Origin of the sequence: Actinocrispum wychmicini (assembly GCF_004345645.1) — a bacterium.
Lineage (GTDB): Bacteria > Actinomycetota > Actinomycetes > Mycobacteriales > Pseudonocardiaceae > Kibdelosporangium > Kibdelosporangium wychmicini.
The window spans coordinates 344,790-371,097 of record NZ_SLWS01000003.1 but is presented as its reverse complement, the minus strand read 5'-3'; the positions used below and the strand labels follow the sequence as shown (position 1 = coordinate 371,097).

General features: G+C 69.8%; 19 protein-coding genes. 9 read left to right on the top strand and 10 right to left on the bottom strand.

Annotated features, from left to right (window positions below; translation table 11 throughout):
* From EV192_RS15895 to EV192_RS15875, 5 genes are read right to left on the bottom strand one after another with little or no spacing between them, the layout of a single operon-like run.
* Positions 1 to 942 (bottom strand): ABC transporter permease, encoded by a 942-nt coding sequence (locus tag EV192_RS15895; RefSeq protein ID WP_132115933.1) that lies wholly within the window; start codon positions 940 to 942, stop codon positions 1 to 3.
* A complete protein-coding gene (locus EV192_RS15890) occupies positions 939 to 2,564 on the bottom strand; it encodes an ABC transporter substrate-binding protein (protein ID WP_132115931.1) in 1,626 nt (541 codons plus the stop codon). The genes EV192_RS15895 and EV192_RS15890 overlap by 4 nt, the downstream gene beginning before the upstream one ends.
* Positions 2,551 to 3,543 (bottom strand): ABC transporter ATP-binding protein, encoded by a 993-nt coding sequence (locus EV192_RS15885; RefSeq protein WP_132115929.1) that lies wholly within the window; start codon positions 3,541 to 3,543, stop codon positions 2,551 to 2,553. Before EV192_RS15885 ends, EV192_RS15890 begins: the two co-directional genes overlap by 14 nt.
* Positions 3,537 to 4,388: an amidohydrolase family protein gene (locus EV192_RS15880; protein ID WP_132115927.1), complete on the bottom strand. Its 852-nt coding sequence runs from the start codon at positions 4,386 to 4,388 to the stop codon at positions 3,537 to 3,539. Before EV192_RS15880 ends, EV192_RS15885 begins: the two co-directional genes overlap by 7 nt.
* A complete protein-coding gene (locus tag EV192_RS15875) occupies positions 4,385 to 6,133 on the bottom strand; it encodes an adenine deaminase C-terminal domain-containing protein (RefSeq protein WP_132115925.1) in 1,749 nt (582 codons plus the stop codon). Before EV192_RS15875 ends, EV192_RS15880 begins: the two co-directional genes overlap by 4 nt.
* A 179-nt stretch (positions 6,134 to 6,312) precedes the next feature.
* On the opposite strand from EV192_RS15875, the gene EV192_RS15870 reads away from it, so the two are divergent.
* A complete protein-coding gene (locus EV192_RS15870) occupies positions 6,313 to 7,842 on the top strand; it encodes a PucR family transcriptional regulator (protein WP_132115923.1) in 1,530 nt (509 codons plus the stop codon).
* Positions 7,843 to 7,849: 7 nt separating this feature from the next.
* Here EV192_RS15870 and EV192_RS15865 read toward each other — a convergent pair whose 3' ends face one another.
* From EV192_RS15865 to EV192_RS15850, 4 genes are all read right to left on the bottom strand, one after another.
* The gene (locus EV192_RS15865) at positions 7,850 to 8,812 is read right to left on the bottom strand and encodes an ATP-grasp domain-containing protein (RefSeq protein WP_132115921.1); all 963 of its coding nucleotides are present in this window, start codon (positions 8,810 to 8,812) and stop codon (positions 7,850 to 7,852) included.
* Between the two features lie 21 nt (positions 8,813 to 8,833).
* Entirely contained in the window at positions 8,834 to 9,844 is a 1,011-nt protein-coding gene (locus EV192_RS15860; RefSeq protein ID WP_132115919.1) for an aldo/keto reductase, read from the bottom strand.
* Positions 9,841 to 11,487, bottom strand: a complete 1,647-nt coding sequence (locus EV192_RS15855) for an AMP-binding protein (protein WP_132115917.1) — start codon at positions 11,485 to 11,487, stop codon at positions 9,841 to 9,843. Before EV192_RS15855 ends, EV192_RS15860 begins: the two co-directional genes overlap by 4 nt.
* A 93-nt stretch (positions 11,488 to 11,580) precedes the next feature.
* Positions 11,581 to 14,151, bottom strand: coding sequence for a nitrate- and nitrite sensing domain-containing protein (locus tag EV192_RS15850; protein ID WP_132115915.1), 2,571 nt, complete (start codon positions 14,149 to 14,151; stop codon positions 11,581 to 11,583).
* A gap of 269 nt (positions 14,152 to 14,420) precedes the next feature.
* Here EV192_RS15850 and EV192_RS15845 point away from each other — a divergent pair, with 269 nt between their 5' ends.
* Genes EV192_RS15845 through EV192_RS15835 form a run of 3 tightly spaced genes read left to right on the top strand, consistent with a single transcriptional unit; the run spans position 14,421 to position 17,012 of the window.
* Complete coding sequence (locus EV192_RS15845) at positions 14,421 to 15,419, top strand: ABC transporter substrate-binding protein (protein ID WP_132115913.1); 999 nt, start codon at positions 14,421 to 14,423, stop codon at positions 15,417 to 15,419.
* Between the two features lie 4 nt (positions 15,420 to 15,423).
* Positions 15,424 to 16,185, top strand: a complete 762-nt coding sequence (locus EV192_RS15840; RefSeq protein WP_132115911.1) for an ABC transporter permease — start codon at positions 15,424 to 15,426, stop codon at positions 16,183 to 16,185.
* Positions 16,185 to 17,012 (top strand): ABC transporter permease, encoded by an 828-nt coding sequence (locus EV192_RS15835; RefSeq protein ID WP_132115909.1) that lies wholly within the window; start codon positions 16,185 to 16,187, stop codon positions 17,010 to 17,012. Before EV192_RS15840 ends, EV192_RS15835 begins: the two co-directional genes overlap by 1 nt.
* A gap of 350 nt (positions 17,013 to 17,362) precedes the next feature.
* On the opposite strand, the gene EV192_RS15830 is transcribed toward EV192_RS15835, so the two are convergent.
* The gene (locus EV192_RS15830; RefSeq protein ID WP_132115907.1) at positions 17,363 to 19,213 is read right to left on the bottom strand and encodes an AfsR/SARP family transcriptional regulator; all 1,851 of its coding nucleotides are present in this window, start codon (positions 19,211 to 19,213) and stop codon (positions 17,363 to 17,365) included.
* Between the two features lie 299 nt (positions 19,214 to 19,512).
* Between EV192_RS15830 and EV192_RS15825 the strand changes: the two genes are divergently transcribed.
* From EV192_RS15825 to EV192_RS15805, 5 genes are all read left to right on the top strand, one after another.
* Complete coding sequence (locus EV192_RS15825) at positions 19,513 to 21,612, top strand: AfsR/SARP family transcriptional regulator (RefSeq protein WP_132115905.1); 2,100 nt, start codon at positions 19,513 to 19,515, stop codon at positions 21,610 to 21,612.
* On the top strand, positions 21,612 to 22,937 hold the full coding sequence (locus EV192_RS15820) for a sulfatase family protein (RefSeq protein ID WP_132115903.1): 1,326 nt from the start codon (positions 21,612 to 21,614) through the stop codon (positions 22,935 to 22,937). Before EV192_RS15825 ends, EV192_RS15820 begins: the two co-directional genes overlap by 1 nt.
* Positions 22,938 to 23,002: 65 nt before the next feature.
* On the top strand, positions 23,003 to 24,163 hold the full coding sequence (locus EV192_RS15815) for an NAD(P)/FAD-dependent oxidoreductase (RefSeq protein WP_207926072.1): 1,161 nt from the start codon (positions 23,003 to 23,005) through the stop codon (positions 24,161 to 24,163).
* Entirely contained in the window at positions 24,160 to 25,059 is a 900-nt protein-coding gene (locus EV192_RS15810) for an RNA polymerase sigma-70 factor (RefSeq protein WP_132115901.1), read from the top strand. The genes EV192_RS15815 and EV192_RS15810 overlap by 4 nt, the downstream gene beginning before the upstream one ends.
* Before the next feature lie 4 nt (positions 25,060 to 25,063).
* Entirely contained in the window at positions 25,064 to 26,275 is a 1,212-nt protein-coding gene (locus EV192_RS15805; protein WP_132115899.1) for an MFS transporter, read from the top strand.
* Positions 26,276 to 26,308: the final 33 nt, after the last annotated feature.

Sequence of the window (26,308 nt, the reverse complement as noted above, 5' to 3'; positions counted from 1 at the left end):
TCACACACCTCGCCTCAGCCGTGGGTTGACGACCGCCTGCAGGAGGTCGACCACCAGGTTCACCACGACGAACGTCACCGCGATCACCAACACCGCGCCCTGCACGACGCGCAGGTCCCGTTCGGCGATCGCCTGGTACATCAGCTGTCCCAGGCCGGGCCAGGAGAAGATCGTCTCGACGAGCACCGAGCCGCCCAACAGGTACCCGATCTGCAGGCCGCCGACCGCGAAGATCGGCGGCGCCGCGTTTTTGGCCACGTGCCCGAACACCTGACGCTTGCTCAGGCCTTGGGCCCGGAGCGTCAGCACGAAGTCCTCGCCGAGCGTCTCCAGCAGGCTGGCCCTGGTCATCCGCGCGGTCAGCCCGGCGGTGACGCCGGACGCGGCGATCGCGGGCAGCACCAGATGGGCCAGCAGGTCGCCGAACCCGCCGTCCGGGCCGTGCATGCCGCCGGCCGGGAGCACCTTCAAACCCGTGGCGAACACAATGATCAGCAGGATGGACAGCCAGTAGTTCGGGATGCTCAACCCGAGCACGGACGAGCCCGAAATGAGCCGGTCCGGCCACCGCCCGACCCACAGCGCGGCCAACGAACCGAGCAGGATGCCGGCCGCGAGACCCAACACAGCGGCCGCGGCGGCCAGCACGACCGTGTTGGGCAACGCGGTCCCGATCAGCTCGGCCACCGGACGGCCGCGCGGCAACGAGAAACCCATGTCACCGCTCAGCAATCTCGTCAGCCACAGCCAGTACTGAACGAACACCGACCGGTCCAGGCCGAGGTCATGGGCGAGCGCGTCCCGGTCGGCCTGGGTGGTGGCCGGGCCGGTGAGCCCGGCGAGCGGGTCGCCGGGCAGCACGTTCAGCAGCAGGAAGCTCACCACGGACACGCCAAGCAGCGCCGGAACAGCCATCGCGAGGCGTTTCAGCACGGCGTTCATGACACTTTGACCCAGACCTTCCGCAGGTCCACATACCAGGCCTGAGGTTGGACGAAGCCACGGACTTTAGGCGAGAGCACCCGCAGGTTCAGGTCATGGACGATGTACGTGGCGGGCGAGTCGGCCGCGGCCAGGCCGAGCGCCTTGGCCATCAGCGCGTCCGCCTTCTTCGGGTCGAACTCCGACTGCACGGCCTGGAACGCCTTGTCCACCTCAGGGTTGCTGTACCCCATCGTGTTGCAGCAGCCGCCAGGCGGGATCCGGGCCGTGGAGTAGCGGTCCGCCAAGAAGGGCGCGCCCCACGAGATCGAGTTGTAGATCGCGTCGTACTTGTCGTTGCCCTGCGCGGCGAACCCTGCGCGACCGATCGCCACGACCAGGTTCCACTCCAGCGGGACGATCTTCATGTCCACGCCGACGTCCTTCAGGTTCGACTGGATGAACTCCAGCATCGGGCCCGGCCACATGTTCCCGGAGCCGCCGGTCGGCGCCGCGACCGTCATCGTCAGACCCTTGGCGTACCCACCCTCGGCCAGCAACTGCTTCGCCTTGGCCGGATCGTAGTGGTACTTGTTGCCCAGCACCGGATCGAACCACGGATGCCCCTCGTACGCGGTCTGGGTCGCCGGCGTGCACAGGCCGCTCAACAGGTTGTTGCACATCGCTTCCCGGTTAATCGCGTACTGCAGTGCCTCGCGGACCTTGGGATTGTTGAACGGCGCCCGCAGATTGTTGAGGTAGAACGCCATCGTGTGCGGGTACGGTCGCAAAAGGACGTTGAAGCCCTGGGTTTTCAGCTGGGGCACCGAGTCCGGCGGCGGCACCTCGGCCCAGTTGATGTCGCCGGACTGCAGCGCGGCGAGCCGGGTGGCCGCGTCCGGCATCACCCGCAGCCGGATCTTGTCCAGTTTCGCCCGACCGCCCCAATAACCGTCGAACGCGTCCAGTTCCATCTCCGACCCCTGGACGTACCTGGTCATCTTGAACGGCCCGGTGCCGACCGCGTGCATCGGGTAGTCCCTGTTGCCGTACTGCTTCACGGCCGCCGGGCTCGGGAAGTAGATCGACGTCAGGTCCCACAGCAGCAACGAATACGGCGCCGCGGTCCGGATCTCAACCGTGGTCGGGTCGACCGCGCGGTACGAGGCGATGTACTGGGTGTAGAACTTGTTGTTGATGTACACGGCCTGGTCGAAGTACGGCGAGTCCTTCTTGGTGATCCGGTCGAGCTGGAACACCACGGCGTCGGCGTTGAAGTCGGTGCCGTCCTGGAACTTCACGCCTTTGCGCAGTTTGAACGTCCAGGCGAGCTTGTCCGGGGACAACGTCCAGCTCTCCGCGAGCCACGGACCAGGCGTGGGCGCCTTGTCCGACTGGTCGAGATCGAACGCGGTCAACGCGTCGTACACCGAGTTCCCGACCCAGCGCACGCCTTCGGCGCCGTCACTCGGTGGGGTGTTCGCGATGGGCACGTTCGCGCCCGACATGCCGATCACCAGCGTGCCGCCCGACCCACTGCGGTCGGCCGACGCGTCACCACCTGCCGGGGCCTGCGTGGTCGTACCGCACGCGACGACCACCAGCGCACAGACACCGAGCAACGCTGCTCTAGTGCCTCGCATCCTCACCAACTCCTTCGCTGACCCCTGTTACCAGCACACATCTCGCTTCGTGACTCCCCGTAACCGACACCAGGTCCGGTACGCGCTGTCCGCACTCGTCCCTGGCGAACGCGCAGCGCGGCTCGAACACGCATCCCGGCGGCAGGTGGGCCGGGTTCGGTGGCGAGCCGGGGATGGCGACCGGGCGTTCGTGCTGGCCGGGCCGCACGTTCGCGGCCAGCAGGCCCTGGGTGTACGGGTGCTGCGGGTCACGCAGGACGTCCCGTACCGAGCCGTGTTCGACGACGCGGCCCGCGTACATCACGACCACCTCTTCGGCGATCTCCGCCGCCACCCCCACGTCGTGCGTCACGACGATCACGCTCATCCCCAGCTCGGCCTGCAACGAGCGGAGCAGACTGAGGATCCGGGCCTGCACGGTCACGTCGAGCGCGGTCGTCGGCTCGTCGGCGAGCAGGAGGCTCGTGTCGCACGCCAGCGCGGCCGCGATCGCCACGCGTTGCCGCATGCCGCCGCTCAGCTCGAACGGATACGCCTTCAACCGCCGTTCCGGCGACGAGATCTGCACGAGCTTCAGCAGTTCGAGCGCGCGGGCGCGAGCTTGTGGGCGGGTGCGGCCGGTGTGCCGCATGAGCGGCTGGACGATCTGATCCTCCACAGTGAACACCGGGTCCAGCGCGGTCATCGGGTTCTGGAACACCATCGACAGCCACGAGCCGCGAGTTTTGGCTCGTTTGGTCTCCGGCATGTCCAGGAGGTCCTGGCCGCGCATCCACACCTGGCCGGTCACCCGGGCCTTCGCCGGCTGGATGCCGAGGATCGTGCGCAGCAGCATGCTCTTGCCAGATCCCGACTCGCCCAGCACACCCAGCACCTGGCCGGGCCGCAGCGTCAGCGAGACGCCGTTGACCGCCCGGACCGGTGCCTTGCCGGGGAACTCGACGGCCAGGTCGCGGACGTCGAGCAGCGGCTCTACCATCGAGGTGTCCCGGCCGAGGCGACGAGCGTGCCGCCGACGTACACCCGGTCGGGCGGGAACCGGTCCAACTCCGCCAGCAGCACGATGTCCGCCCACCGGCCCGGCGACAGGCTGCCGATCTCGTGGTTGATGCCGTAGTGCGTGGCCGCGTTGAGCCCGGCCATCTGAACCGCGCGCAGCAACGGCACGCCGGCCGCGAGCGCGGCGAGAAACGGCCGGTACACCTTGCTTTCCGTCTCCCCCAGGCAGATGTGCCGGGTGTCCAGGGCGCGCGCGACGATGTCAGCGAGCATGTCCAGCAACGGAAGCGCGTTCCCGGTGTCGGTCAGCATCAGCGTGCGGCCGTGCCGCAGCGGCGTCAACAGGTCCTGGCCGTCCGCGAAGGACAGTCCTTCGGTCAGCGACACCGGGGTGAACCGCAGTCCCGTCGGCAGGCCCGACTCGGCCACGCCGTAGACCCGCCAGGGAACGTTCCCCAGTTCGTCCGGGGACGCTGAGTTGTGGCCGGGACCCCAGCCGACGACCGACGTGGTGCCGTTCGCGAGCGCCTCCCGGGCGGCCTCGATCCCGACGAGCATCGGGTAGAACTGCGGCTCGACCAGCCCCGGCAGGGCGAACCGGCCGCCGCAGTCGTACTCCTGGAGGCTCTCGCCGTCGAACCGGTCACGGACCGCGACGATCCTGCCGTCGAGCACCGCGATGTCGGCGGCGTGGATCTCCTCGGAGTACGTGTTGACCACGCGGCAGTCGCGCAGCACGAGGTCGGCCGGCTCCTCGCCGAGCGCGGCCCGGACCCGCCTCCGCAGCCGCGCGACCTCCTCGGACAATCCCACCAGGTGGCTCATCGGGCACTCTCCAGCACCGGCACGAACCGCCGCGCGGCCACGTCGACCAGGCCGAGGTCGGTCATGCCGTAGTCGGGCAGGGTGGGCAGGACGGTCGCGGTGAGCGCCCGCAGCGGGTTGAGCAGGGCGCAGTCCAGCGCCTGGCCGGCGATCCGTTCGGCGTCCCGGATCGCGGCCACCACGTCCTCGAACGGCTCCTCGGAGATGATCCCGCCGACCGGCAGCCGCACCTCGGCCAGCACGTCACCGCCGGCGACCACGGCGTACCCGCCCTGGATCGCGGTGACGTGCCGGATCGCGGCCCAGATCTCCTCGTCGGTGGTGCCGACCGCGACGATGTTGTTCGACGGCACCGACACCGAGGTGGCGATGGCGCCCCGCTTCAGGCCGAAGCCCTTGGCGAAGCCGACGGCCACGTTGCCGTTGCGGTCGTACCGCTCGACAACACAGAACTTCAGCACGTCCTGGGCCGGGTCCGGCCGCACGAGCCCGCCGACGACCGGCAGGGTCGCGCCGGCGGATTTGTTGAGCGCGGCGTCCTGGTCGTTGACCTGGATCACGCGGACGTCGACCTCGGCCGCGCCGGGCGGGGCGGGCAGGGCGAGCCGTGCCGCGCTCACCGACTCGTGCAGCCGGATACTTTCCCGGTACGCCCGCGGGAACCGGGGCTTCGGGACGTCGACGACCAGCTCCCCCTTGCGGGCCACCACCCGGCCGCCGGTGACCACGATCTCCGGCGGGAACTGGTCCAGTTCGCGGACCAACAGCACGTCGGCCAGCCGGCCGGGGGTGACGCTGCCGATCAGGTGCGACTTGCGGTAGTGCTCGGCGGTGTTCAACGTGCCCATCCGGATCACGTCCACCGGCGGCAGGCCGGCGTCCATGGCCACCCGGACCGAGCGGTCGAGATATCCGAAACCGTCGCCGACCATGCTCATCACCGTGATGTTGTCGATACAGAAATGCAGGTGCCTGGTCGGAATTCCGGCGTCCCGGACGTATGCCGCGAGTCCGTTGGTCAGGTTCTCCCGGCCGGACGATTCCACGGTGAAAAGTGACAATCCACGACGCAGTCGCGGCGGAATGTCCCGGGGCCGCATCACGCAATGGTCGTCGCGAATTCCGGCGGCGACGTACGCGTCGAACGCCGATTCCTGGCCGGGCGGCAGATCGCCGCCGTGCCCGCTGACCCGGTGGCCGTGCCGCAGGCACAACGCGATCCGCGAGAGGTATTCCTCGTCGCCGGCGAGGATCTTCGACGAGACCGTCTCGCCGATGCTCACCGACTCCGGCCAGGACAGCATCGTGGCCAGGTCGTCCAGCTTCAGCTCGTACGCCACCGTCTCGCGGGTCGGGTCGAGCGGCGAATACGAGGCCATCGCGAAGAACGCCCGCAGTGGCAGCCCTTCGAAACTGTCGATCAGCCCGCGGACCGCGGCCGGCCCGCCGGTCGTGATCACGTTGGACATGTCCACGAACACCGTGGTCGTGCCCAGCGGCACCAGCACCCGGGCGAGCTCGCCCGGCCACAGCGAGGTCGTGTCGACGTGCATGTGCGGGTCGATCAGCCCCGGCATCGCGTACAGCCCGGCGCAGTCCACCACCTCGGCGGCGTCCGCGTGGTTCGCCCGATCGATCGACACGATCTTCTCGCCGTCGATCGCGATGTCGGTCGGATAGATCTCGCCGGAACACACATTCACCAGTTGGCAATCCTTGAGCAGCAGCGAGAACTTTCCAGCCACCGCACACTCCCTTCTCCATAACCCAGCGTGGTCAGTGAGTAAATCAACCAAAGCGAGGGGGCGACCAGCCACAAGACCTACGAAACCGGCGGCGGGCGGGTTACCGTGTTTTGGAGGATCCGCCCGGGGTGGGAAAAGTTACGCTGCACGGACGACGTCTTCCAGGTGGAGGTGAAAGCATGCGGGTTCGTGATCTCCTCGGCCTGACCGAGCTGCGGCTGGTGCCGTTGACCGGGGACACCGGCCTGGACCGGCCGATCCGGTGGGTGTTCACCACCGACCTGCCGGACCCGCGCCGCTACCTGTCCGGCGGCGAACTGCTGCTGACCGGCCTGATGTGGCGGCGTGGCCCGGCGGACTCGGCGGCGTTCGCCGCGGCCGCGGCGGCCGGGCACATCGCCTGCCTGGCCGCTGGTGACGCCGCGTACGGCTCAGTCCCCGACGACCTTGTGGCGGCCTGCCGCGAGCACGACATCCCGCTGCTCGAGGTGCCCGTCGACGTGTCGTTCGGGACGATCACCGAGCAGGTGATCCAGGCCCTGATGGCCGACCGGCACATCGACCTCGCCAACCAGCTCGGCCGGCAACGTCGCCTGCTCACCGCCGTGGCCGACCGCGCCGGGCTCGACGCCCTGCTCCGCCTGTCCGCCACGGACGCCGAGGTGCCGTGTTGGCTGCTGACCGCCACCGGCCGCGCCCCGGCGCAACTTCCGTCAGCGCTCAGCAACCCCCGTTCGCGACGGCTGGCGGCCCAGTTCCTCGGCGCTACGCGGCTGCCGCACGTCATCCACATCACCCACGGCGTGGTCCCCACGACGTACTCGCTGTTCCAGGTCGGCGGCGGACCCCGCGTCACCGGATGGTTCCTGGCGTTCGAGGGCGATCACCGACACTGGCCGCGGATGCTGCACGACACCGTGACCGAGCTGGTGTCCTTGGTGGCCCTGGAACGGGAGCGTTTCCTGGACGCCCGACGCGCGCAACGCGCGCCGGTCGAACGGCTCGTCCGGCTGACCCAGTCCGACCATCCCAACCCGACAGACCTGAAGTCGGCGTTCGCCGAAGGCGGCCTCCCGGACGGGCACTACACGGCGGTCACGGCGACCATGACCGACGAACCGGACGGCTCAGTCGCCTGCGCGGTCCTGGAGGAACTGCTGGCCACATTGCCTGATCCGGCCAGGACGGCCGCGCTCGGCGACGAGGCCGTCGCTCTGGTCCCCGGCGCGGCCGTCGACCTGCAGAGTCAGGCCCAGCTCCTGGAAACCGGCCTGCTCCGGAACCGGCTCACTTTGGGCGTGAGCCTGCCCGCCGCCGGCCCCGACGGCCTGCCGGGCGCGCTGCACGAAGCGCGGCAAGCCCGGCTGCTGGCGGAAAAGCGACCCGGCCGCATCTCCATGGTCGCGACCGACGAGATCGACTCGCACACCCTGCTGCTGACCACGGTCCCCCTGGACATCCGGCACACGTTCCGGCTCCGGGTCCTCGGCCCGGTGCTCGACTACGACCGCACCCACCACACCGACCTGGTGCCCACCCTGAAGGCGTTCCTGGACTGCTCCGGCTCGTGGACCCAATGCGCGGAACAGCTCCACCTGCACATCAACACCCTCCGCTACCGGATCCAACGCATCGAGGACCTCACCGGCCGCTCACTGTCCACATTGGAAAGCCGGGTCGACTTCTTTCTCGCCCTGCGCGCCGAATGAGCAGCTCCTACGCGAACTGAGCCGACTGTTCGAGGAACTGCCGGTGATGCCGTTCGTACGCGGCGAACCGCGCCTCGAGCACACCCGTGTCCCGGCCCTTCTGGTCCGGTGTGTACACACCGTCCAGCTCGATCTCGGACAGGTGGAAGTCGCGGCCGTCAAAGAGAAAATCCGCGCAGAAGTACGGGACCGGGAACTTCTCGGCCAGATACCCGACCGCGTCCAGCAGCCGCGCCGGGACGTCGACGAGTTCGGTGCTGCCGCCCCGGCTGGCGTTCGACGCCACCTCACCCGGTCGCGGCACGCGGTGCAGCACGGAATGCGCCCGTCCGTCCACGATGTACAGTCGGTAGTCCGTGGTTCCGTCGCCCAGATAGCGCTGGCAGACCAGCGGACAGTCCGAGCCCGCCGCCAACGACGCGATCGTCCGCAGGTGGCGCTCGTCCTCGGCGAGCAGGACGCCGAGCCCGCCGCCCCAGCCGGTGGGTTTGACCACGACGGGGTACGGCAGCGCGGCCAGGGACGCCGCACCGGTGACCGGGTCGTCGCGCCCGGTGCCGAACCGGAACGTCGGGATCGGCGGGATCGGGCAGTCGGCCAGGTACAGCGCGGTCGCCATCTTGTCGGTCCCGATGAGCGTCAGCCGTGGCGGCACCGGGAGGTAGAACCTCAACTGGTCGAGCACGGTGAACACGGTGACCTGCTTGAACGTGTCGCCGACCTGGTGCGGGAACGTCCACAGCGACGTCACGAACACCGTGTCGGCCGGAGTCACCGGCACCCCGTCGACGAACACCTCGGGCCGTGGGCCGCCGATGCCGTCCACGACCACCGAACCGGCGTCATGCCGCGCGAAGTCGATCCCGCAACGGTCGGCCGCGGCCTGGTAGTGATCCCAGACCAGCTCGTTCATCCGCTGCCGCTGGCGGATCGAGCTGCGGTCCGGGAAGATCCACCACAGTCTGCGCATGCGCGTCCCTCCTGTGTCGGGTCAGAGAACGACCGCGGGATCCAGCATCCGCGCCCGCCGCGCGTCCAGCCGGTGGCCCACCACGGCCTCCGCCGGACACAGCAGCTCGACCTGCCTCAGCTCGTCGGCCGACAGATCGACGTCCACCGCGTGGACGTTCTCGTCGACGTGCCGGCGGCACTCGGCCCCCGGGATCGGTACGACGTCCTCGCCGCGGTGCTGCACCCACGCCAGTGCCAGCTGGCAGACGCTGAGCTGGCGGCTCGCCGCGAACTCCCGCAGGGCGGCGACCAGCCGCATGTTCCGTTCGAAGTTCCCGGCCGCGAACCGGGGATTGCTTCGCCGGTCGTCGGACCGCGTCAGCTGGTCCACCTCCCGGATCCGGTCCGACAACAGGCCTCTGGCCAGCGGGGAGCTCGCGACCAGGCCGACGCCGAGTTCCCGGCACGTCGGCACCACGTCGGCCTCGATGCCGCGCGTGAACAGGCTCCACTCGCTCTGCACGGCCGTCACCGGATGCACGGCGTGCGCGCGGCGGATGTCGGCCGCACTGGCCTCCGACAGGCCGACATGGCGGATCTTGCCGTCGGCGACGAGCTCCGCCATCGCCTGCATCGTCTCCTCGACCGGCGTCGCCGGATCCAGCCGGTGCTGGTAGTAGATGTCGATGTGGTCGACGCCCAGCCGGCGCAGCGACTCCTCGCAGCCCCGGCGGATGTGGTCGCGCTGGCCGCAGAGCAGCCGCTCCCGTGGGTCGGCGGTCCGGATGATGCCGACCTTGGTGGAGAGCACGACCTGGTCCCGCCGGCCCCGGATGGCCCAGCCCACCAGGCGTTCGTTGTGGCCGGAGCCGTAGATGTCGGCCGTGTCGAGCATGACCACACCGAGGTCGAGCGCGCGGTGGACGGCGCGGATCGACTCGTGGTCGTCGACCGGGCCACGGAACTCGCTCATCCCCATGCAGCCGAGACCTTGCGCGGAGACGGCCAGGTCCCCGAGACTCCGGCGCGGCAGTGGCCCCTCTGGTGTCATCCCGATCGCCCGGCTGAGCCGATCCGCTGGGCCACCAGCTCACGAACGGCGTTCTTGTCCCGTTTCCCCGCCCGGGTCACCGGGATCGCGTCCAGGAAGAGCACGGTCCTCGGCTCGTCAAGCTCGCTCAGTTCGACCCGGACGAGCGCACGCAGTTCCGCTTCGGACACCTCGGCGTCGGGGTGCCGGACCACGGCCGCGTGCACCGCCTCCCCGGTGTGCGGATCGGGCAGGCCCACCGCCACCGCCTCGCGGACCGCCGGATGCCCGGCGAGCACGTTCTCGATGTCCACGGTGTAGCAGTTGATCGCGTTCACCAGCACGATGTCCCGCAACCGGTCGACCAGGTAGACGTAGCCCTCGGCGTCCAGGTAGCCGAGATCCCCGGTCCGGATCCAGCCGTCGACGATCGTCTCCGCGGTGAGCTCCGGCTGCCGCCAGTAGTGGTTCATCTGGTACGCCGTACGCACGCAGATCTCGCCGATCTCCCCCACCGCGGCGACCGCGGTGCCGGTCCGCACCTGCACCTCGACTCCCGGCAGCGGCCGGCCGATCGAGCGCAGCAACTCCGGCCGGTCCGCGGCATGGTCCTCGGGCGACAGCCAGCACACCAGCCGGGTCTCGGTCTGCCCGTAGATCTGGCACAACACCGGCCCGAACACCGCCATCGCCCGCTTCAGCCGGGCCGGCGACATCGGCGCGCCGTAGTAGACCAGCAGGCGCAGGCTGGCGAAGTCGGTCCTGGTGACGTCCGGGTGGTCGATCAGCTGGTAGGTGTGCGACGGGAACGTCGTGAGCACGGAGATGCGCTGCTCCTCGATCGCCCGCAGCGCGACGCCCGGGTCCAGGCTCTGCTGCAACACGAACGTGGCGCCGTTGAGCATCGCCGGCAGCGCGGCGACGCCGTGCGACATGGTCATCGCGATGAACCGGAGCAGGCTGCAGCCGGGGGCCCGGTACGCGGCGGCCCCGGCCACGTCCTGGGTGTCGAACGCCAGCCAGGCCTTGACCAGTTCGCCCAGCCGCTGGAACGTGTAGGCCGCCGCTTTCAGCCTGCCGCCGGTGCTGCCGCTGGTGAGCAGCACGTCGGCGATGTCGTCCTCCCGCGCCCGCGGCGGGAACGGCGTGCGGGGCTGATCGGCGGCCAACGCCAGCAGGTCGGTGCCGACCGGGCCGGGACCGAGCGACAACATCGTCGGGACCCCGTGCTGCCCGGCCAGAGCGGCGGCCCGCTCCGCGGCCGGCCCCGGTTCGTACACCAGCACCGAGACTTCCATGAACTCGAGCATCTTGGCTTGTTCCGACGCCGACGAGTACGTGGGGATCCCGACGAAGTAGCAGCCCAGCAACCGGCTCGCCATCCAGACCAGCAGGGTTCCCGGTGTGTTGTCCTGGAACGCCGCCACCCCGTCGCCGCGGCCCAGGCCGACGCCTTCCAGCGCGCGGGCCAGCCGGTACATCTCGTCGAGCAGGTCGGCGTAGGTGAGCGACCCACCGTCGTGGACCACCGCGACGCGGTCGGCGTTGCGGTGAAAGGCACTCAGCAGGGTGTCGAGGTAGAAACAGGAGTCGGGACAAGGGGAATCCGGCGCGGAGCCCGAAGTCTCCTCGGCGGCGGACAGGTCAGCAGCTGATCTTGACATTGTGTTACCTCAGCAACCCGTCGGTTCGGATGGCCGGCGTCACCATGTGTTCCAATGGGCCGCGTGATTCCGTGTTGTCGCGGGGTTCCGGCGTCACTGCGGCAGCCCGTGCTGCTCGTCGCCGACGACCTCCTGGCCGCCGGTGACCTCGGTCCGTGCGCGCTGCAAACCCCGCTGAAGGCTGTCCATCCGGCCACGGGTCAGCTGCGCGGACCGTCTCGGCAGCGTCACCCGAGTCCCCGGGCTCGGTTCCGCCGCGCTGTCGTCCCGTTCGCGGTGGGCCGGGGCTGAGCCGGGAATCAGGCGCGCCTTGGGAATCCGTTTGGGCAGGCCGTTCTCGTTCAGGAGGTGCTCACCGCCGTTGCTGAGCATCGTGCGCGCGGCCAGCCAGCCCTCGTCCCCAGGCGACACCCAGGACGACGAAGCGTCGGCGTCTGCCTCGGCCGGTTCGTCGCGCGGCTCCGGGTCGGACACGAACCACTGGGACAGCACCTCTTCGTAGATCGGCAGGCGCTGGGTGGCGGAGTCGTCCGGCTGGGTCGACTGTCTGTCCATCGTGGACGTCGCGTCGAACACGCCGGGCGACGGCCGTGGGTCGTCGAACAGCGTGGCCGGGAAGGACGGCGGGCCGGCGACCGGTCGTTCGAACGAGCCGCTGGAGACCACGGGCTGGGTCCCGGTCGACCGGATGTACGAGATCAGCTCGGCCGGCACGGTCACCCGGGTGATCAGGCCGCCTTCGAGGTCCTCGTTCTCCCGCAGCCGCACGGTGATGTTGTGCTTCTGCGCCAGCCGCGCCACCACGTAGAGACCCATCCGGCGGGTCACCGCGACGTCCAGGTCCGGCGGGTCGCCCAGCCGCTGGTTGGCGACCTCGATCTCGGCCTGGGTCATGCCGACGCCGTTGTCGGTGATCTGTACGACCAGGTCCCGTGCCCTGGTCGCCACCATCCGCACCCGGACCTGCTGCTCCGGCCCGGAGAAGAAGGTGGCGTTGTCCAGCAGCTCGGCGATCAGGTGCACCAGGTCGGACACGGCCTTGCCGAGCACCTGCACCGGCGGCGCGGACTGCACGACGATCCGCTTGTACTGCTCGACCTCGGAGACCGCCGCGCCGATCACCTCGTCCACCGGCACCGCCCGGTTCATCTGCCGGGACAGGCCGGTGCCGGACAGCACCAGCAGGCTCTCGGAGTTGCGGCGCATCCGGGTGGCCAGGTGGTCCAGCTTGAACAGGTGGCTGAGCTGGTCGGGGTCGGTCTCGTCCCGTTCGAGCAGGTCGATGAGCGCGAGCTGGCGCTCGACCAGGGTCTGGCTGCGCCGGGACAGGTTCACGAAGATCGAGTTGATGTTGTCCCGCAGGATCGCCTGCTCGGTCGCCATCCGCACGGCCTGGTGCTGCACGGCGTCGAAGGATCGGGCGACCTGGCCGACCTCCTCGGTGGTGAACACCGGCACCGGGTCCACCGCGTCCTTCGACGCCTCCAACGGGTTGGGGTCGGCGAGGATACGTTGCACGGTCGCGGGCAGCCGCCTGCTGGCCGCGTCCAGCGCGTCCCGGCGCAGCACCCGCAACGGTTTGAGCAGCGACCAGGCCACCATGAGCATCAGCAGCAATGCGATCACCAGCGCGACGAGGATGAAGGCCGCGTCCCGCAACGCGTTGCTCCTGGCGGTGGTGATCAGGCCGAGGGCCGTGGTGCGCAGGTCCTCCAGCGACGCGATCTCGACGTTCCTGATCTTGCTCAGGGTGCCGCTCGTGAACAGGTCCAGCTGGCTCACGCTGATGTTGATCGCAGCGCCCGCCTCGCCCCGGTTCAGCGCGATCTGGATCAGCCGCAGCCGGTTGTCCACGTCGAACCCGGCCACCGTGTTGGAGTACCTGGCCGACGCGGCCGGGTCGGCGGCCTCCCGGAACGCGGTCAGCTGGGCGTTGAACTCGGCCTGGGCGGACCGCAGCCGGTCGAGCTGGCCCGGACCGAACTCGTCGGCCAGCGCCGCGGCGCGCAGGATCGAGTCCTGGATCGCCATCTGCTCCTTGGCGTTGGCGATCGCGTCGAACCGCGCCGCCTGCTCGGTGATGGTCCGCTCGTTGGAGACCCGGGTGATCTCCCCGGCCAGTTGCAGCAGGTCGCCGATGACACCCTGGTAGGCGAACAGGATGTCGCCGGCCGGGTACTTGGTCTGCTCGGCCAGCGTACGGACCGCGACCAGCGCGTCCAGGCCGGCGACGACCTTGTCGTACCGGGTCCGGACGGCCTGGTCCAGGTCGGTGATCGACCCGGCCTGGCCGCGCAGGTCGGTGACCGCGCTGTCCACCCGGTTGATCTGGGCGGTCACCGCGCTGCGGTCGTCGGCCTTGCCGGACGCCACCCGGCCGACCACCAGGTCCCGTTCACCCTGCAGCTCGTGGACCACCTCGGCGACGGTCGCGCTCAGGTCGACCTGGCTCACCGTCCGACTGAACTCGTCCGCCTTGTCCACTTCGGTGCTGATCCGCAGATAGCCGAGGAGCAGCGCGGTCAACGTCGGCACCAGGATCACGACGAGCTGTTTCGACCGCAACGGCCAGTTCCGCAGGCGGTACCGGCTGTTTCGCCGCCCCGCGCCCAGGGGTGTCCGACGGGATCGCGCCTCGGCTGAGTTCGGCGGCTTCCCTGGCATTGGCGCACGCTCCCCCGCGGCCGGTGACAGAGATCCCCACGGCTGTGGAGAGTTGTTCGTCAAGGCGCGCGGGACGCCTTGACACCAAGCGCGAATGGTAGGGACCTCCGTCAGCGTTCTCTCACTGTTCGATCATCGGGCCCGAGGCGGCCCGGCCGGACCCAACCGTCTACACTGGACCGGCTGGCTTCGGTGATCAACTGGTGATCGACTGAGGTCGGCGGCTCATAGCCTTCCTGGCGTTCATCCCAGGTTACGGAGTCCTCAATATGAGACGTTCTCTCGGTGCCGTGCGGATCGGCCGTCTGGTGGCCGCCGCGCTGGCGGTCACCGTCATGGCCGGCTGCAGCGCCCTCGGCGGCTCGGACAGCTCCAGCGGTGGAAACGCCCAGGTCGAGAAGTCCAAGGTGAAGGTCGCCATCATCCCGCAGCTGATCGACATCGTCGGCTACGAGCGGGCGAAGTCCGCGGGCTACTTCAAGAACGAAGGGCTCGAGATCGACGAGGTGGCGATCAAGAGCGCGACCGACGCCGTACCGCAGTTCAAGAGCGACCAGCTGGACTTCGCGTTCGGCAACTGGACGACGTTCATCGAGGCACAGGCGCACAAGGCCGCCGATCTGGTGCTGGTGATCGACGCCCAGCAGGCCAAGGAGGGCATGACCGCGCTGTGCGCACTGCCGGACTCCGGCATCAGGACGCCGAAGGACCTGGCCGGCAAGGCGATCGGGGTCAACGCGCTGAAGAGCAACGTGGAGCTGACCACCCGGGCGGTGCTGCAGGCCAACGACGTGGACCCCAATTCGGTGCAGTTCAAGGTCATCCCGACGAGCAACGCCCTGAACGCGTTGCAGACCAAGCAGATCCCGGTGATGTCGCTGCAGGAGCCCAACCTGACCGTGGCCAAGCAGACCCTGGGCGTGGTCGTGGTGGCCGACCGGGCCACCGGGCCGGTGGCCGACTTCCCGATCGCCGGCTACGCCACCTCGGCCAAGTTCGCCAAGGCCAATCCCCGGACCGTCGCGGCGTTCCAGCGGGCGATGGCCAAAGGACAGGGTGACGTGGCGGACCGCCAGACGCTGGAGAGCACCCTGCTGTCCTACGGCGGAGTCGACCAGAACATCGTCAAGCTGGTGGTGATCGGGTTCTTCCCGACCTCGATCGACCGGACCAGGCTGCAGCGGGTCGCCGACCTCATGCAGACCTACGGCATCCTCACCGAGAAGTTCGACGTGGGCCCGATGATCTACCAGGCGCCTGTGCCCTGACCTGATGCCACGCACCCTCGTCCGCAATCTCGTCGGAGTGGCCGGCTTCCTCTCGGTGTGGGAGGTCTTCGGCCGCTCCGGCGTGTTGCCGCAGAAGTACTTCCCGCCGCCGTCCACGGTCCTGGCCACGCTGGCCCGGCTGCTGGTGAACCCGGAGTTCGGCCGGCACCTGGTGGCCACCCTGCTCGCCTGGGCCATCGGCGTCGGGATATCGGTGGCCGTCGCCGTCCCGGCCGGGCTGGTCCTGGGCAACGTCCGGCTGCTGCGGCTGGCCGCCGGCGCGATCATCGAGTTCCTCCGGCCCATCCCGGCCATCGCCTGGTGGCCACTGGTGTTCGTGATCCTCGGCGGCGGCCCGCAGACCAAGATCACGCTGGCGGTCTACGCCTCGGTGTGGCCGATCCTGTTCAACATCATCTACGCGCTCGGCGAGATCGACCGGCAGTTCGTCGAAACGGCCCGCTCCTTCGGGCTGAGCCGGCTGCGGATCGCCCTGTTCGTCCGACTGCCGGACATGCTTCCCTTCGCGCTGACCGGGATCCGGATCTCGGTGACGTTCGCGCTGCTGGTCACGGTCAGCACGGAACTGGTCTTCGGCGGCGTCCCCGGGTTGGGCACGTACGTGATCAGCTACGGCGAGGAAAGCGGCCGGATGGACATCGTGCTCGCCACCGCCGTGCTCGTCGGCCTGCTCGGCTACCTCGGCAACGGCCTGCTCGCCGCACTGCAGAAACACTTCGTCGTGTGGTCACCGGGAGAGTCCTGATGCCCAGAGCGTCCACAGCGGACCAGTTGCCGGCCCGCCTGGTCACCGGCTTCCTGCAACGCTGGACCGTGTTCATCCTGTGCGTGATCATCTGGCAGGTCGCCACCAGCATCGCCAAGGACACCTACTTCCCGACCCCGCTGACGATCGTGCGGACCATGTACCACCTCTGGTTCGCCGGCCCGGCCGAACACCTCTTCCTCACCGACCTCGCGGTACACAACATCCTGCCCAGCGTCGGCCGCCTACTGGCCGGCTGGGCGGCCGGCGGCGCGATCGGCATCCTGCTCGGCATGTTCCTCGGCCGCTCCAGGACGGGAATGGACTACGTCGGGCCACTGATCTCCTTCGGCCGCGCCCTGCCCGCCCCCGCCCTCCTGCCGTTGTTCCTGGTGCTGTTCAAACTCGGCCCACCCGTCCAACTCGCGACGATCGCCTTCGGCGTGGTGTGGCCGGTCCTGCTGAACACGATCCACGGCGCCCAGTCCATCGACCAGGTCCAGGTCGACACCGCCCGCGCCTTCCGGATCTCCCGGCCCCGCTGGATCTTCGGCGTGGTCCTGCCGGCCGCCCTGCCGAAGATCTTCTCCGGCCTGCGAATCAGCCTGGCACTGTCCCTGGTCCTGATGGTGATCTCGGAACTGGTCGGCGCCACCGACGGCATCGGCTACCAGTTCCAGGTCGCCATCCACTCCTTCGACCTGACCATCACCTGGGCCTGGATAGTCCTGCTCGGCATCCTCGGCAACCTGCTGAACTGGCTGTTCGTCACCATCGAAAAGCGAGTCCTGATCTGGGGACGCGGCGGTGCCACCGAAGCAAGGTAAGCCCGGGCAGGCAGTGGTGGGCGGAGTCTGCGATCGCTGAAATCAAGTACTCTAGCGGCCTTGTGGACAGACATCGGCCACCCAGCCCCGCTGGAGGGCATTCCTCGCCTCTGGCGCGTGCCCGCGCACCAGACCGATGCTTCGTTCTGTCTCCCGGCCGACCTGTGCTTTGCAAACCATGGGGGTCAAGGGGTGCGCCTACGCGGCGCGAGTCGAGCGGGAGCCATACGCACCCCTTGACGCCCATGGTTCCCTTCGGGCAGGTCGGGCGGGAGACAGGACGCAGTCCCTTCCCCTGTCTCCCGGTCGATCAGCCGCCCGGCGAGGGCATTCCTTTCAACCTGGAGACATCAAGGCAGCTCCCCCAAAGCCCGTTCCCGCGCATAGCTGCGAACCAGCTCATGAAGCTGGTACCGCCCAGAATCGCGTTCATAGATGAGGTTCTCAGCGGCGAGCCGGTCAAGCAGCCGCTCAGCCTCGGGAACCGCCACACCGGCGATCTCCGCCGCCACCGGAGCGGTGAGGTCAGGATCAGGCACCTGACCGAGCCGCCGGAACAGCCGCTGGGCATCCGGCGGCACAGACCCGTAGGACAAGTCGAACGCGGAACGCACCGCTACATCCCCGTCACCGTCGATGGCGAGCGCGTTGAGCCGGTTGCCGTTGGCCAACCGCGCGACCTGGTCCGCGATCCGCCGATGCGGCCGATCCACCAGTTGAGTCGCGGCGATCCGCAAGGCCAACGGGAGATAAGCGCAGGCGCGCGCCAGGTCGTGGGCGGCGACGGGCTCGGCGCGTACCCGTTCTTCGCCGAGCATCCGCGCCAGCAACGCGTACGCCTCCTCGGACCGGAACAGCTCAAGGCTCAACCTGTGCGCGCCCTCGCGGGCGACGAGTGGGCTGAGACGGTCGCGGCTGGTGATCAGCACGACGCACTCGGGGCCGCCCGGCAGCAACTGTCGGATTTGATCACACGAACAAGCGTTGTCCAGCAGGACCAGCAGGCGTCGGCCGGCCACGGCCGAACGGTAGTGGGTGGCCAGGTCTTCCACCGCGGCCGGGAGTCGGTCCGGCCGTGACCCGAGCGCCCCGAGCAACGCGTCCAGTGCCTCGGCCGGGGTCAGTTGCCGGCCGGCGTGGCCGCCGAGGTCAAGATAGAGCTGGCCGTCCGGGAACCAGTCGGCGACCCGGTGCGCCCAATGGACGGCCAGTGCGGACTTGCCGACCCCGGCCATGCCGGTGATCGTCCAGATGGTGGCCGGTGTGGAACTCGTCAGGGTCTCGTCGAGTTTCGCCAGCTCTTCGGCGCGGCCGGCGAACGCGGCGTCGTCGGCGGGCAGGGTGCGCGGCACCGGGGCGCCGGAGTCCAGTTCCAGTCGGGTGATCCGCCGGCTCGGGTCGGCCATGCCGGCCGACGCGGGAGCGCATCCCAGTTGCTCGGCGATGGTCTGTACCACCCAGGTGTCCGCGCGCAGGATCGCGTCGTGCATGTGTTGCAGCAGCGCGCTGGGCTCAAGTCCGAGCTGGCCGGAGAGGGTGGCGCGGGCCCTGCGGTACGCGGCGAGGGCGTCGGCGTGCCGGCCGGTCCAGTACAGCACCAGCATCAGCAGGGCGTGGAACGACTCGTGGTACGAGTAGGTGTCGGCCAGCCCGGTCAGTTCGGCCACCAGGTCGGCGTGCCGGCCGAGTGAGATGTCCAACCGGATCCGCCGCTCCCACGCCCGCAGCCGCTGCTCCTCCAGCCGCTGCGCCGCAGCTTTGAGATACGGGGTGGTCAGGCCGTCGAGCGCAGTCCCCTGCCAGAGTGTGAGAGCGCCCACGAGCTCGGTCACGGCGGCCGCGCGTTCGCCGGACTCGGCGAGGTGCCCGGCCCGCGCGACCCGGTGGGTGAACTGCTCGACGTCGAGTTGTTCCGGCTCGACGTGGATCAGGTACCCCGAGCCGGTCGTGGCGATCAGTCCGCCGTCCGCCCGCGGCTCCCGCAGCGCACGACGCAGCATCGACACCCGGTTCTGCACCAGCGTCCGCGCCCCGGCCGGCGGGTTCTCCCCCCACGCGGCGTCGACCAGCTGCTTCGTCGGAACCGCCCGGTTGGGTTGGAGCAGCAACGCGGCCAGGATCGACCGGGACAGGGCGCCACCCAGCGGCACCGGACCCCGCTCACCCCGGGCCTCCACGGGTCCGAGGAGCTGGAACTCCATCCGTCACCCTTCCCTGACACCCAGCGCGCCGACCGGCTCGTCCGGCCACCGAACGATCCTGCCCGGTCACCGTCCGTATGCCCAGCGGCCAAATGACCGACCCCCGCGATCTCAGGTGATCACCAGACGATCATCAAAACTCACCCTCGGGTCGTCCTCGCTGGTGACGGACATTCACCGGGTTGCGCCGAAAGTGCCCACAACATCGACGTATCGAACCACCGGACCGTATAAAGCGTTGTACCTTTCCGTTGACCCACAAGCACGTTTGGTGACAAAACAAAAAACGGAGTAACTGAATGCGGGGGTTGGCCAAGGGGGCCACGCATGGACGGTTCACGCTGCTCGGTCCGCTGAGCGTTCGAAACGACGCCGGTACGGTCGCGTTAGGCGGTGTGCGGGCCCAATGTGTGCTCGCCGCGTTGATGCTGAACGCGGGCAAGGTGACCTCCGTCGACCAGTTGGTCGGCGCCGCTTGGGCGACCGCGCCGCCCGCCGGGGCCCGGGTGCTCGTGCAGAACCGGATTTCGGTGGTGCGGCGCGTTTTCCGGGTCGCCGGACTGAGCCCGGAGCTGATCACCACGGTCGGGTCGGGATACGTGTTCCAGGTCGGCGACGGCGTGCTCGACCTCGATCTGTTCGACCGCCGGGTGGCCCGAGCCGAAGAACTCAGCGCCGCGGGCGACATCACTGACGCCGTCGGCGAACTCACCGCCGCGCTCGCGTTATGGAACGGGCCGGCGTTGGCCGGTCTGACCACGCCACCCATCGTGGCGGCCGCGCACCAGTTGGAGGAGCGCCGGATCCGGGCGCTGAAGCAGCGCATCACCCTGGAACTCGCCCTGGACCGGCACGCCGAACTCCTCGGCGAGCTGACCGGGCTGGTGGGCGACCACCCGTACCAGGAGGACCTGCGGGGCCTGCTGATGGTCGCGCTGGCCCGGTCCGGCAGGCAGGCCGAGGCGCTGGCGGTCTACCGGGACACGCGGACGGTGTTCACCGAGCAGCTCGGCATCGAACCCAGCCCGTCGCTGGCCCGATTACATGAGGCCGTCCTGCGCGACGAACGGGCCGAGCCGCTGAGCCCGTTCGGACCGGACGACTGGGTCCGGCCCGACCCGCCCGTGCCGCACGAACTGCCGGCCGCGCCGGTCCCGTTCACCGGACGCGACAAGGAGCTGCGGCTGCTGGACTCGGCGCTCGGCGACCGGACGGGCTCGATCACGGCGATCGACGGGATGGCCGGGGTGGGCAAGTCCACGCTGGCGCTGCACTGGGCGCACCAGGTCGCCAGGTGGTTCCCGGACGGGCAGCTGCACGTCGACCTGCGGGGTGACGACCACACCCCGCTGCCGCCGATCGAGGCGCTCGGCCTGCTCTTGGGCGCCCTGGGCCACCCCGCCGAGCAGGTCCCGGCGGACCTCGGCCAGGCGGCGGCGCTGTACCGCTCGGCACTGGCCGGCCGGCGGGTGCTCGTCGTGGTGGACAACGCACGGTCGATCGGGCAGGTGCGCCCGCTGCTGCCGGGCTCGCCTGGGACCGTTGTGCTGGTCACCAGCCGGCAGCGGCTCAGCGGCCTGTCAGCGCGCGAAGGCGCCCGTCGGATGACGGTGGACGTCCTCGAACCCGTGGACGCGCACACGTGTCTCGAACTCCTCCTCGGCGAGGACCGGGTACGCGCCGAGCCGCGGGCGACGACCCGCCTGGCGACGATGTGCGGCCACCTTCCGTTGGCGTTGCACGCCGCCGCGAGCCGGCTCACCGACGGCAGGCGCGTGGCCGACCTGGTGACGGAAATGCGGAGCGGTGTTCCGGATCTGGTGCTCGCGGCGCTCGAACCCTCTTACCGTGGCCTGCCCGCGCGGGCACGGCGGTTGTTCCGGCTGTTGGGGCTGGTGCCCGGCGCTGACATCACCTCCGTCGCGGCCGCCGCGCTGGCCGGAATGGACCCGACCGCGGCGGAGTTGTCGCTCGACCAGCTCGTCGGCGCGCACCTGATCGAGGAGTACGCACCGAACCGGTTCCGGCTGCACCGGCTGGTCCGCCACTACGCCACCGAGCGGGCCGTGCGATCCGACGACGCCATCGAACGGGCCTCGGCCGTGTTGCGGCTCGTCCAGTGGTACCTGCGGCATGCCCGCGCGGCGATCGCCTGGTTGAACGGCGCCCGGTTCGGCGCCTTGTTCGACGGGCCGGCTCAGGCGGCCCGCTGGTTGGACGCGGAGTGGGGCAACCTGGCCGCGGTCGTGCGGCATGGCTCGTTCTGGCTGGCCTGGCTGCTCGGTGAAGCCGACAGTTCGGCCGACCGGGCCGCCGACTGGTGGGGTGGGCTGCCGCCCAGTCCCCGTCAGCCGTCGCGGGACGAGCAGGGCACGCGGGTCCGGGTCGCCCAGCGCTGATGAACATCCTGCTGATCACCAGCGAACAGCAGCACCACCTGGCGCTGGGCACCCGAACCCCGGTGCTGCGGACGCCGAACCTGGACCGGTTGGCGGCCGAGGGGCTGGCGTTCGACCGGGCGTACTGCACCAACCCGACGTGCTCACCGTCCCGGGCGACGATCCTCACCGGCTGGTATCCCGCGTGGCACGGCTGCTGGATGACCGGCGTGAAACTCCCCGAGGACGTGCCGACCGTGTCCGGCCTGCTCAGCCACCTGGGCTACGCGACCAGCCTGGTCGGCCGGGCGCATTTCGCCCCGCTGGCGCCGGCCGCCGGGCAGACCTCGGTCGAGGCCCTGCCGACCTTGTTGGACCTGGACTTCTGGCGGGGGTGGACCGGTCCGTACTACGGGTTCGACCACGTCGAGCTGTCCCGTGGCCACGCCGGCGAGGTGGACGCCGGCCAGCACTACGCGCTGTGGCTGGAGGAACGCGGCGTGCCGGACTGGCGGCGGTACTTCCGGCCCGGGCCGCAGGGGCACACCTGGGACCTGCCGGTCGAACTGCATCACAGTGCCTGGACCGCCGAGCGGACCATCGCCGCGATCGACGCGTCCGTCCGGGCCGGCAGGCCGTTCTTCTGCTGGGCCAGCTTCCACGACCCGAAGCCGCCGTACCTGGTGCCGGAGCCGTACGCGGCGGTGTACGACGCGGCCGACCTGCCGCGCGAGGACATCGCGGCGCAGTACGGCTCGATCACGTTGCTGGACCGGCAGATCGGCCGGATTCTGTCCCGGCTGGACACCTTGGCCGTGGCCGGCGACACCCTGGTGGTGTTCACCTCCGACCACGGCCACGCCCGCTCCGACGCCGGGCCGGTCCACGGCGAGGACCTGCTTCGGGTGCCGCTCGTGGTGCGGTGGCCCGGTCGGGTGCCGGTGGGCAGGCGGACGGACGCGTTGCACGCCCACGTCGACCTGGCGCCCACGTTGCTCGACGCGCTGGAGATCGCGGTGCCCGGCCAGATGCAGGGCGAGAGCCAGCTACCGGTGTGGCGCGGCGAACGGGACCGGGTGCGTGACCACGTGATCGTGGAGCACCGCAACCAGCTGGCAGCGGTCCACCTGCGCAGTTACGTCGAGGACCGGTACAAGATGACCGTCCACCGCGGCGGCACCGGCGACCTGTTCGATCTCGCCGAGGACCCGGACGAGCGCCGCAACAGGTTCCAGGATCCCGACTTCGCCGACCTGAAAGCCGACCTCATGCGCCGTTTCCTGGACGCGGAGCTCGGCCGCGAACCCACTCGCCTGTCCGGATCGACTATGACGCCGGTCACATAAGGTCACGGTCGTCGGGTCCCTGCTCGTCTGGGTGGTCGTCACTGGACGCGAGAAGGGACAAGGCAATGCGGAAGATCGTGGTTCTCGGTGCGGGATACGCGGGACTGGCGGCGGCGGTGAGCCTGGCGGCACGGACCAAGCGGCGCGACGACGTACGGATCACGGTGGTCAACGCGGCTGAGCGGTTCACCGAACGCCTGCGGCTGCACCAGACGGCCGCCGGGGAGGACCTGGCCGACCTGCGGATCCCGGAACTGCTGACGGGTACCGGAGCGGAGTTCGTGTGTGGCTGGGTCACCGGCGTCGACGCTGCCGCACGCAACGTGCGTGTCGACGACGAGCGGGTGCTGGAATACGACACGCTCGTGTACGCGCTGGGCAGTGTGTCCGACACAAGCGCGGTTCCTGGTGTCGACGACCACGCGTACACCTTGGACAGCGCGCACAACGCCGAGACGCTGGCGCGCCGGCTGGACGGCCTCGGCGACGCGACCGTTGCCGTGTGCGGCAGCGGGCTGACCGGTGTGGAGGCGGCGGCCGAGATCGCTGAACAGCACCCGGCGCTTCGGGTCGTGCTGATCGGGCGGGAGGAGCCCGGCGCGGTGATGGGGCCGCGGGCCAAGGCGTACATGCACGCGTCGTTGGAACGGCTCGGTGTTCAGGTGCGCAGCGGCGTCGAGATCATCAAGGTGTTGCCGGACGGCGTTGAGTTGGCGGGCGGCGAGAGCGTCGCGGCCGACGCGGTGCTGTGGACCAGTGGCGTGCGTGTGTCGCCGTTGGCGGCCGCCGCGGGTCTCCAGGTCGACGAGCGCGGGCGCATCGTCACTGACTCGGCGCTGCGGTCGGTGTCGCACCCCGAGGTGTACGCCATCGGCGACGCGGCGGCGGTCCAGCAGACGTACGGTCTCATTCACGGCACCTGCCAGAGCAGCATGCCGACGGCCGTGCACGCCGCGGTGTCCGTCGTGCGGGAGATGAGCGGGAAGCAGCCCAAGCCGTTCCGGTTCGGCTACATCCACGTCCCGGTGAGCCTGGGCCGAAACGACGCGGTGATCCAGTTCACCCATCCGGACGACAGCCCCAAGCGGCTGTGCCTGACCGGGCGCCGGGCTGTCTGGTACAAGGAAACAGTGAGCTCAGCGCCTTGGCCGGCGTTCCGCCGGCTGATCAAGCACCCGGCCGCGGGTTCGTTCGCGTGGCGTCGCGGCGGTCGGTACACCCGATGACCGATGTCTTCGGGGAACACCGCAACCTGCTGTTCTCGGTGGCCTACCGCGTCCTGGGCAGCGCGGCCGACGCCGAGGACGCGGTGCAGGACGCCTGGGTGAAGTGGTCGGCCGCGGACCGGTCCCAGGTGGCCGACCCCAAGGCGTACCTGGTGCGGATCGTGTCCAACGTGGCCATGGACCGGCTGCGCTCGGCCCGCAACCGCCGGGAGACGTACGTCGGGCCGTGGCTGCCGGAACCCATCCTGACCAGCACCGACACCGCCGAGGATGTGGCCGCCGCGGACTCCGTGTCGATGGCGCTGCTGGTCGTGCTGGAGTCGTTGAGCCCGATCGAGCGGGCGGTGTTCGTGCTGAAGGAGGCGTTCGGCTTCAGCTACCCCGAGATCGCCGACGCGGTCGAACGCTCCGAGGAGGCGGTCCGCCAGGCCGCGCACCGCGCCCAGAGTCACGTCCAGGCCCGACGGCCCCGGTTCCACGCCGACCGCGGCCGCCAGCGGGAAGTCACCGAGCGGTTCCTGACGGCGGCCGGTGGCGGCGACATCAACACCCTGATGCAGCTGCTCGCCCCGGACGTGACACTGTGGACGGACGGCGGCGGCAAGGTGCGCCAGGCGATGCGCCCGGTCAGCGGCGCGGAGCGGGTCGCCGCGTGGTTCGCGGGTGTCGGCACCCGGCCGTACCAGGGCGTCCTGCCCGCCGAGATGGGCGTCGAACTGGTCGAGATCAACGGCACCCCGGGCATCCTGTTCACCGGCGCCGGCCGGATCATCGCCACCCTCACCCTGGACCTGGACGACAACGGCCGGGTCACCGAGATCCACAACGTCGCCAACCCGGACAAGCTCCGTGCGGTGACCGCCCGGACGGTTCACCCGACTGGGTCCGGCGAGTAGGTTCATGACCCGGTTTGCCGTTCTCCGTGCCGCGAACTTCCGGTCCTTCCTGGTCGGCTACACCACGTCCGCGCTCGGCACGGCCATGGCCGGGGTCGCGTTGTCGTTCGCCGTCCTGCACGGCACCGGCTCGTTGCGGGACCTCAGTTTCGTGCTGGCGGCGCGGATCGTCCCGATGGTCCTGTTCCTTCTGTTCGGCGGTGTGCTCGGCGACCGGTTCCCCCGTCGCATCGTCATGCTCAGCGCGGACAGCGTCCGGGCGTTGAGTCAGGGCGGCCTTGCGCTCGCCTTCATGGCCGGCACCCCGACGCTCTGGCTGATGATGACCCTGGCCGCGTTCGGCGGACTCGGCGAGGCGGTGTTCCGCCCGTCGTACGACGGTCTCGCGCCGTCGCTCGTCCCAGCGGCGCAGTTACCCGAGGCCAACGCGTTGCTGGGGCTGGCCAACTCGACCACCAACGTCGCCGGCCCGGCGCTCGCCGGTGTCCTGTTGGTCTTCCTCTCCCCCGCCGCGATCCTGCTCATCGACGCGATCAGCTACGTGCCGAGCATCGTCATCCTGCTGTACCTGCGCATCGATTCGACGGTCACGTCCGGCTCGTCGGTGCTGAAGGACCTGCGCACGGGGTGGCGGACCTTCTGCTCGTATCCGTGGCTGTGGACGATCACCCTGCAGTTCACCTTGTTCAACCTGCTCGTCTGGGGTCCGTACCTGGTCCTCGGCCCGGCCTCGGCGGACCGGCACTACGGCGGCGCCAGCGCGTGGGGCCTGGTCGTGGCGCTCTACGGCGGCGGCTCGGTAATCGGATCCCTGCTCCTCATGGGCCGACGGCCGCGGCGGCCACTCATCGTCGCCGTCGTCGCGACCTACGCCCTGGCCATGCCGTCGGCGACGTTGGCTCTGCGGGCCCCGCTGGCCGTTGTCTGCGTCGCCGCGCTGGTCGCCGGATGTGGGAGCGCGATCTTCAACACGTTGTACCTGACCACAGTCCAGCAACGGGTTCCGCCTGAGGCGTTGTCCAGGGTGATGTCGTACATCGCGTTCGGCGCCTACTCGGTCGGGCCGGTGGGTCTCGCCCTGGCCGGGCCGATCTCGGACGCCACCAGTATTTCGGCGGTCCTCACGGTCGGCGTCGGGTGGCAGCTCGTCGCCACCTCGGCCGTCCTGGCCGTACCAGCGGTGCGGCGGCTACGGCGGGATAGGCCGGTTGGCTGACTGTTCCTGCCTTTCGGCGCCATAACACCGCAT